Source organism: Kitasatospora sp. NPDC057512 (assembly GCF_042802135.1).
Taxonomy (GTDB): Bacteria; Actinomycetota; Actinomycetes; order Streptomycetales; family Streptomycetaceae; genus Kitasatospora.
On sequence record NZ_JBHVET010000570.1, the window covers coordinates 1 to 5,818 of the forward strand.

Annotated in this window: 8 protein-coding genes; 4 read left to right on the forward strand and 4 right to left on the reverse strand. The window is 70.3% G+C overall.

Features of this window, described 5'->3' with window-relative positions:
* A partial coding sequence (locus ACFU6K_RS29240) for a transposase (protein WP_380668021.1) occupies nucleotides 1-1,470 on the forward strand: 1,470 nt, incomplete at its 5' end.
* Between the two features lie 73 nt (nucleotides 1,471-1,543).
* Here ACFU6K_RS29240 and ACFU6K_RS29245 read toward each other — a convergent pair.
* Nucleotides 1,544-1,885: an ASCH domain-containing protein gene (locus tag ACFU6K_RS29245; RefSeq protein WP_380668023.1), complete on the reverse strand. Its 342-nt coding sequence runs from the start codon at nucleotides 1,883-1,885 to the stop codon at nucleotides 1,544-1,546.
* A gap of 39 nt (nucleotides 1,886-1,924) precedes the next feature.
* Nucleotides 1,925-2,392: an NUDIX hydrolase gene (locus tag ACFU6K_RS29250; protein ID WP_380668025.1), complete on the reverse strand. Its 468-nt coding sequence runs from the start codon at nucleotides 2,390-2,392 to the stop codon at nucleotides 1,925-1,927.
* A 177-nt stretch (nucleotides 2,393-2,569) separates the two neighbouring features.
* On the opposite strand from ACFU6K_RS29250, the gene ACFU6K_RS29255 reads away from it, so the two are divergent.
* From ACFU6K_RS29255 to ACFU6K_RS29265, 3 genes are all read left to right on the forward strand, one after another.
* A complete protein-coding gene (locus ACFU6K_RS29255; RefSeq protein ID WP_380668027.1) occupies nucleotides 2,570-3,232 on the forward strand; it encodes an HAD family hydrolase in 663 nt (220 codons plus the stop codon).
* Between the two features lie 28 nt (nucleotides 3,233-3,260).
* On the forward strand, nucleotides 3,261-3,824 hold the full coding sequence (locus ACFU6K_RS29260) for an NUDIX hydrolase (protein ID WP_380668029.1): 564 nt from the start codon (nucleotides 3,261-3,263) through the stop codon (nucleotides 3,822-3,824).
* A 106-nt stretch (nucleotides 3,825-3,930) separates the two neighbouring features.
* The gene (locus tag ACFU6K_RS29265) at nucleotides 3,931-5,163 is read left to right on the forward strand and encodes a helix-turn-helix domain-containing protein (protein ID WP_380668031.1); all 1,233 of its coding nucleotides are present in this window, start codon (nucleotides 3,931-3,933) and stop codon (nucleotides 5,161-5,163) included.
* A 181-nt stretch (nucleotides 5,164-5,344) separates the two neighbouring features.
* On the opposite strand, the gene ACFU6K_RS29270 is transcribed toward ACFU6K_RS29265, so the two are convergent.
* The gene (locus ACFU6K_RS29270; RefSeq protein ID WP_380668033.1) at nucleotides 5,345-5,560 is read right to left on the reverse strand and encodes a DUF397 domain-containing protein; all 216 of its coding nucleotides are present in this window, start codon (nucleotides 5,558-5,560) and stop codon (nucleotides 5,345-5,347) included.
* A complete protein-coding gene (locus tag ACFU6K_RS29275; RefSeq protein ID WP_380668035.1) occupies nucleotides 5,557-5,772 on the reverse strand; it encodes a hypothetical protein in 216 nt (71 codons plus the stop codon). The genes ACFU6K_RS29270 and ACFU6K_RS29275 overlap by 4 nt, the downstream gene beginning before the upstream one ends.
* Between the last annotated feature and the right edge of the window lie 46 nt (nucleotides 5,773-5,818).

The following is a 5,818-nucleotide window of genomic DNA, read 5'->3' on the forward strand; positions in this document are numbered from 1 at the left end:
CAGTTCCTGCACAACCTCTCCGACCGGGACGCCGCGGTCGCGGTGGCGGACCGGATCTCCTGGAAGTACGCGCTGGGACTGGAGCTGGAGTACACCGGTTTCGACGCGAGTGTGCTGTGCGAGTTCCGGGCCCGCCTGGTGGCGGGCGACCGGGCGGACGCGCTGCTGACCGTGATGCTGGAGCGCCTCAAGAGCGCCGGCCTGGTGCGCTCGGGCGGGCGTCAGCGCACCGATTCCACCCACGTCCTGGCCTGCGTGCGGACCCTGAACCGGATCGAGTGCCTGGGCGAGGCCCTGCGCGCGGCCCTGGAGGAGATCGCCCGCACCAGCCCCGGCTTCATCGTGCCGCTCCTGAGGGAGGGCTGGGACGAGCGCTACGGCCGCAAGGTCGAGACCAGCCGGCTCCTGCGCCGCAAGAACTCCTCCGCGACCAGGCTCGCCGAGCAGATCGGCGCCGACGGGCAGAGCCTGACCGCCGCCATCGACACGGACCCCGACGCCGCGTGGATGAACGGCCTCCCGCAGGTCAAAATCCTGCGCGAGCTGTGGGACCAGCACTTCGAGGCCACCGCCACCGGCCGACTGCGCTACCGGGACACGAAGGAACTGCCGCCCTCCGCACAGCGCGTGCGCTCGCCCCACGATCCCGACGCCCGCTACAGCACCAAAGGCCGGCCCGGAGCGGACAGCGTGGAGTGGACCGGCTCCAAGTCCCACCTGACCGAGTCCTGCGACGAGGACTTACCAAGCCTGGTCACCGACGTCCACACCACCCCCGCCACCGAACCCGACGTCACGGCAGTCACCCCCGTCCAGGACAGACTCATCGCCCGGGACCTGAAACCCGGCGAGCACCTGCTCGACTCCGGCTACCCCAGCGGGCCGAACATCGGCGCCTCACTCGAGCGCGGTATCACCCTCGTCGCCCCCGTCACGGTCCGGACCGGCCGAGGCGCCCACGACGGCACGTTCACCCCCAAGGACTTCCACGTCGACTGGCACAGCGGCGTCACCCGCTGTCCCGCCGGAGCCACCAGCATCTCCATGCGGCCCAAGAAGAACGGCCTGATCCGCGTCGCCTTCTCCCGCACCGACTGCCGCCCCTGCCCCATCCGCGCCCAGTGCACCACCGCCGCTCCGCACCTCGGCCGCAGCCTGGAGATCCACCCCGAACCCATCCACACCGCCAGGATGCGGATGCAGACCGAACAGGACACGCCCCGATGGCGCGAGGCCTACCGGGCCCGCGCCGGCATCGAAGCGACGATCTCACAAGCGGTCCGAGGCCCTGGCCTGCGACGATCCCGCTACCGGGGCCTCGCCAAAACCCACCTCCAGAACGTCCTCATCGGCATGGCGATCAACATCTGCCGACTCGGCGCCCACTTCGACACCACCACCAGACCAAGCCGCCGCCCCACCCGCATCCACACACTCTGCACCCAACACGGCATCCCAACAGCGGCCTGAGCCTGACCTAGATCAAATACTTCGCCAGCAGAGTCGCCCGGCCGACTTCCTGCGCAGCACCTTCGATCCCTGGTTATGGGGTGAGTCGAAGGTGGATCGCGAGGACGCCGAGCTGCTCCTTCTCCGGCGGGTAGATCTCGCGGCAGGCGGTGAGGAGTTCGGTGCGGCTCATTCCCTCGGAGCCGATCGCCTCCGGGTCCTCGACGTCGAGCATGGCGTCGAAGCTGGGGTACTCCGCGACGCCGGTGACGCAGGTGCGGCAGTGGGCGTCGCCGGATTCGAAGACGAGGGTCTGCCCCGGGCGGATCCTGCGCATGCTGGGGTAGCCGACGCGTACCTCGATGGTCTTGGTGCCGGCGGCGATCAGGTCGAGGTAGGGGCGGCGGATCCGGATGACGCGTTCCTGCTCTGGCATGGGACAGGTGCTCCGCTTCTGAACCGGGGAAGGAAGGGACTATCGCACCACGGGGATCGCCCCGGAGCGCCAGTCGGTCAGCCGCTTGCGGACACTCGCCACCATCGCCAGCCCGTCCGTCTTGGCCGGGGTGAACCAGGCGACCTCGTGGGACTCGTCGGACACCCGCAGCTCCCCGCCGACCGGGCATCCGAGGAGGCAGACGGAGAACTCCTGGCGGACTTCGCCGTCGTCGTAGGCGAGGACATGGCCCGGGTCGGTGTAGGTGCCGACGATCCCGGTGATCTCGACGTCGATGCCGGTCTCCTCGCGCGTCTCGCGGATGCCGCACCCGGCGATCGACTCCCCGATGTCCATCCGGCCGCCGGGCAGCGCCCACATCCCGTTGTCGGTGCGGCGCTGGAGCAGGACGCGGCCGGCGTCGTCGACCACGACGACGGAGGCGGCCGGGACCAGCGAGTTCGCGGTGGGGGCGTTCGGGTCGTCCTCGTAGTCACGCCTGGGCATGGCCTGCCACCTCCGCCGCCGGGGCCGTCCGCCGGATGTCATGCCCTTTCTCCCACAGTCCTCGAACCGTCAGGTGCGAGCCGCGGCCACCGCGTCCGTGTACAGCTCCGTCGTCAAATCGTCGTCACCGACCCCGAGGCCGTCCAGGGAACGTCCTGGTCGCATTAGGCTGCGGTCGTGACGATCAAGGCTGTGGTGTTCGACGTCGGGGAGTGCCTGGTCGACGAGACCCGGGAGTACGGTACCTGGGCCGACTGGTTGGGTGTGCCGAGGCACACGTTCGTGGCCCAGCTCGGCGCGGTGATCGCGCAGGGCCGGGACTACCGGGAGACGTTCCAGGTCTTTGCTCCCGGTTTCGACCTTTATGAGGAGCGCGAGAAGCGGGCGGCTGTCGGCCGGGCGGAGACCTTCGGTGAGGAGGACCTCTACCCGGACGTTCGGGGTGCTTTCGCTCAACTGCGCTCGGACGGTGTGTGGTTGGCGATCGCCGGTAACCAGACCGTGCGGTCCGGGGTGATCCTTCGCCGGCTGTTCACGGGCGACGTCGACCTGATCGGCACCTCTGACGACTGGGGCGCGAGCAAGCCGGACCCCGCCTTCTTCGAGCGCGTCGCCGAGGCGGCACCCGCTGAGCCGCACGAGATCCTCTACGTCGGTGACCGGCTCGACAACGACGTGCTCCCCGCCCGGGCGGCCGGGATGCGGACGGCGTTGATCCGGCGCGGCCCGTGGGGCTGGATCCAGCAGTACGACCCGGCCGCAGGGCAGGCGACGTTCCGGATCGACTCGCTGGCGGAACTCCCGGACCTGATCGCCAAGTTCAACGCCGCAGCGAGCTGAGCTGCCCCGCCGAGACCGTGAGGTACGAGTGAGCAGTGAGTGGACCGTCCACGGCAGCCGTCCCGTCTACACCAGCCCGTGGGTCCGGCTCGACCTGGTCGACGTCGAGCCGCTCGGAAGGGCCCGGTACGAGCACCACCTGGTGCGGTTCGCACCGGTCGCGGCCGTCGTCGTGGTCAACGACCGGAACGAGGTGCTGATGATGTGGCGGCACCGCTTCGCGACGGGCACCTGGAGCTGGGAGATTCCCAGCGGCATCGTCGAGGACGGGGAATCCCTCGAGGCCGCAGCGGTCCGCGAGGTGCGAGAGGAGACCGGCTGGCAGGTGGACGAGGTCGAGGCACTCGCCTACGTCCAGCCCATCGGCGGCATGAGCAACGCCGAACACCACGTGTTCCTCGCCCACGGCGCCACCTACATCGCACCGCCGGTGGACACCCACGAGGCCGACCGGATCGAGTGGATCCCGATCTCCAGGATCCAGGGCATGATCGACCGGCGGGAGATCGTCGCAGGCGTCGCGGTCACCGGCCTGCTCCAGCTGCTCGCCCGGCGGCCCGATGTGCCGCCCGGCACGCGGGTGCCGTCGTGACGAGCCGGTCTGTGACGCGGCCCGCCGGAACGCGGTAGCTTCCTGGTGCCACCGGTACCGCGGCCTCACGGACCGGGCAGGCGGGCGCGAGCGCGGGAGGGCCGCTGTGCTGGAGGAACGGGAGTCGATCGGCAAGCGGGTGCGGCGGGCGCGGCTGCGGCTGGGCATGACCCAGGCCGACCTGGCCGCCGCGACCGGCAGGACCCAGGTCTGGGTGTCGAAGGTCGAGAAGGGCACGATCGAGCTCGACCGGGCAGGAACCATCAACCAGATCGCGGCGGCGCTGCACTGCCACCCCAACGACCTCATCCAGAGGCCCTTCGTCGCGGGAAAGCCGTCGGAGAACCAGTGGCAGGTGTCGGCCGCCGCCATCCTGCGGGAGCTTCGCCGCTACGACCTCACGCCGGTCTTCGACGGCGTGCCCCGGCCGTCGGCGGAACTCTGGCGCGAGACGGAGCGCCTGCACCGGCTCCGGGACGCGGCCGCCAACGTGGCCATCCTGAAGGTACTTCCGGACATGCTGCGCGAAGCGCGTGCGCTGGCCGAGGTGTCCACCGGCCGTGAACGCGAGGAGGCGTTCGCGGTCTACGCGATCGAGTGCAAGTTCGCGCACACCGCCGCGCACACGCTCGGCCACCCCGAGCTGATCGCCATGGCCTGCGAGCGGGCCGCCTGGTCGGCCCGGCTGTCCGGCGACCCGGTGATGGAGGCGGTCGCGGACTGGATGCGCGTGTGGGACATGTGGGCCACGGCGGACTGGGACGACGCCCTGGCACTGTCCGACAAGGCGCTTCGCCTCGTCGAGGACCGCTACCGCGCCAACGACCCCCTGGCCGTACGGGCTTGGGGCGCCATGCACCTGCGCGCCGCCGTCTCCGCCGCCCGCGCCGGCCGGCGGACGGAGGCCGAGGACCGCATCCGGCACGCGTACGCGGCAGCCGAGTTGATGGACGGAAGCCGGGTCGAGCCCCCCTTCGACCGGCACTCGCTGACCTTCTCCAGCGGTAACGTCCAAGTCCACGAGGTGTCGGTCCAGTTGGAGATGGGCGACCACGCCAGGGCCCTGATCCTCAACGAGCGCGCCGACCCGGCGAAGGTCGCCGCCCTCCCGGCCTCCCGACGGGGCCACCACCACATGGACCTCGCCCGCGCCTGGCTGTGGGACGGCAACCGTGACAAGGCACTCCAGGCCCTGGAGACGGCGGAGAAGACCGCCCCGCAGCTCGTGCGCAACCACCCGATCGCCCGCGCCACCCTGCGCAGGATCGTCTACGCCGAGCGCTCGGCCACCCGCGAGAAGCTGCGCCACATGTCCGACCGCTTCCACCTGGACGGATAGGGCGGCCGAACCCCGGGACTGGGCGGCACCAAGATCACGGCCGCACCTCCGAGCGCCGGGCAGTCCGCCGACCCGCCGTCACGTCAGCTGCTCGGCTGGGAGGACCCAGCCGAGCAGCTGGCCGGCCGACCAGGTGTTACTGCACGCTCCGGGAGCAGTGCCGGCCGGGGAGGCCCTCGGTTCAGACTTCGCCGAACTCGCCGCTGCGCACAGCGGTGACGAACGATTCCCAAGCGTTGGCGGCGAAGATCAGGGCCGGTCCGTTCGGGGCCTTGGAGTCGCGAACGGGCATCACGCCGGGGTATCCGGGTGCCACCTCAACGCAGTTGCCCCCGTTGTTGCTGTAACCGGACTTGTGCCAGTCGGCGTCGGTCAGGTCGAGAGTGGGGATGATCATTCAAGGTCCTCCCGAGCAGCGCGGATCACGTCGAACGAAGCCACCTTGGGCAGCGACTCCATCTGGAGCTGATCGTAGTCACTGTCCCAGGCTCCGACCGCCTTGAGCCCCCGCGCCTGAGATTCCGCATAACCGGCAACCGAGCGGTTTCGCAAGGTCAGCAGGACGACTGGCATCGTGAACGGAACGTGCTTCCCGAGGATGAAGGCCACCGACGCGCTCAACCGCCGTCACGCCAGATGCTCGGCGACCCGGCCG

Bases quoted from the DNA above. Each gene is read 5' to 3' on its own strand.
- ACFU6K_RS29245 (WP_380668023.1), bottom strand. From the start codon at position 1,885: ATGCCAGAGCAGGAACGCGTCATCCGGATCCGCCGCCCCTACCTCGAC.
- ACFU6K_RS29250 (WP_380668025.1), bottom strand. From the start codon at position 2,392: ATGCCCAGGCGTGACTACGAGGACGACCCGAACGCCCCCACCGCGAAC.
- ACFU6K_RS29270 (WP_380668033.1), bottom strand. From the start codon at position 5,560: ATGATCATCCCCACTCTCGACCTGACCGACGCCGACTGGCACAAGTCC.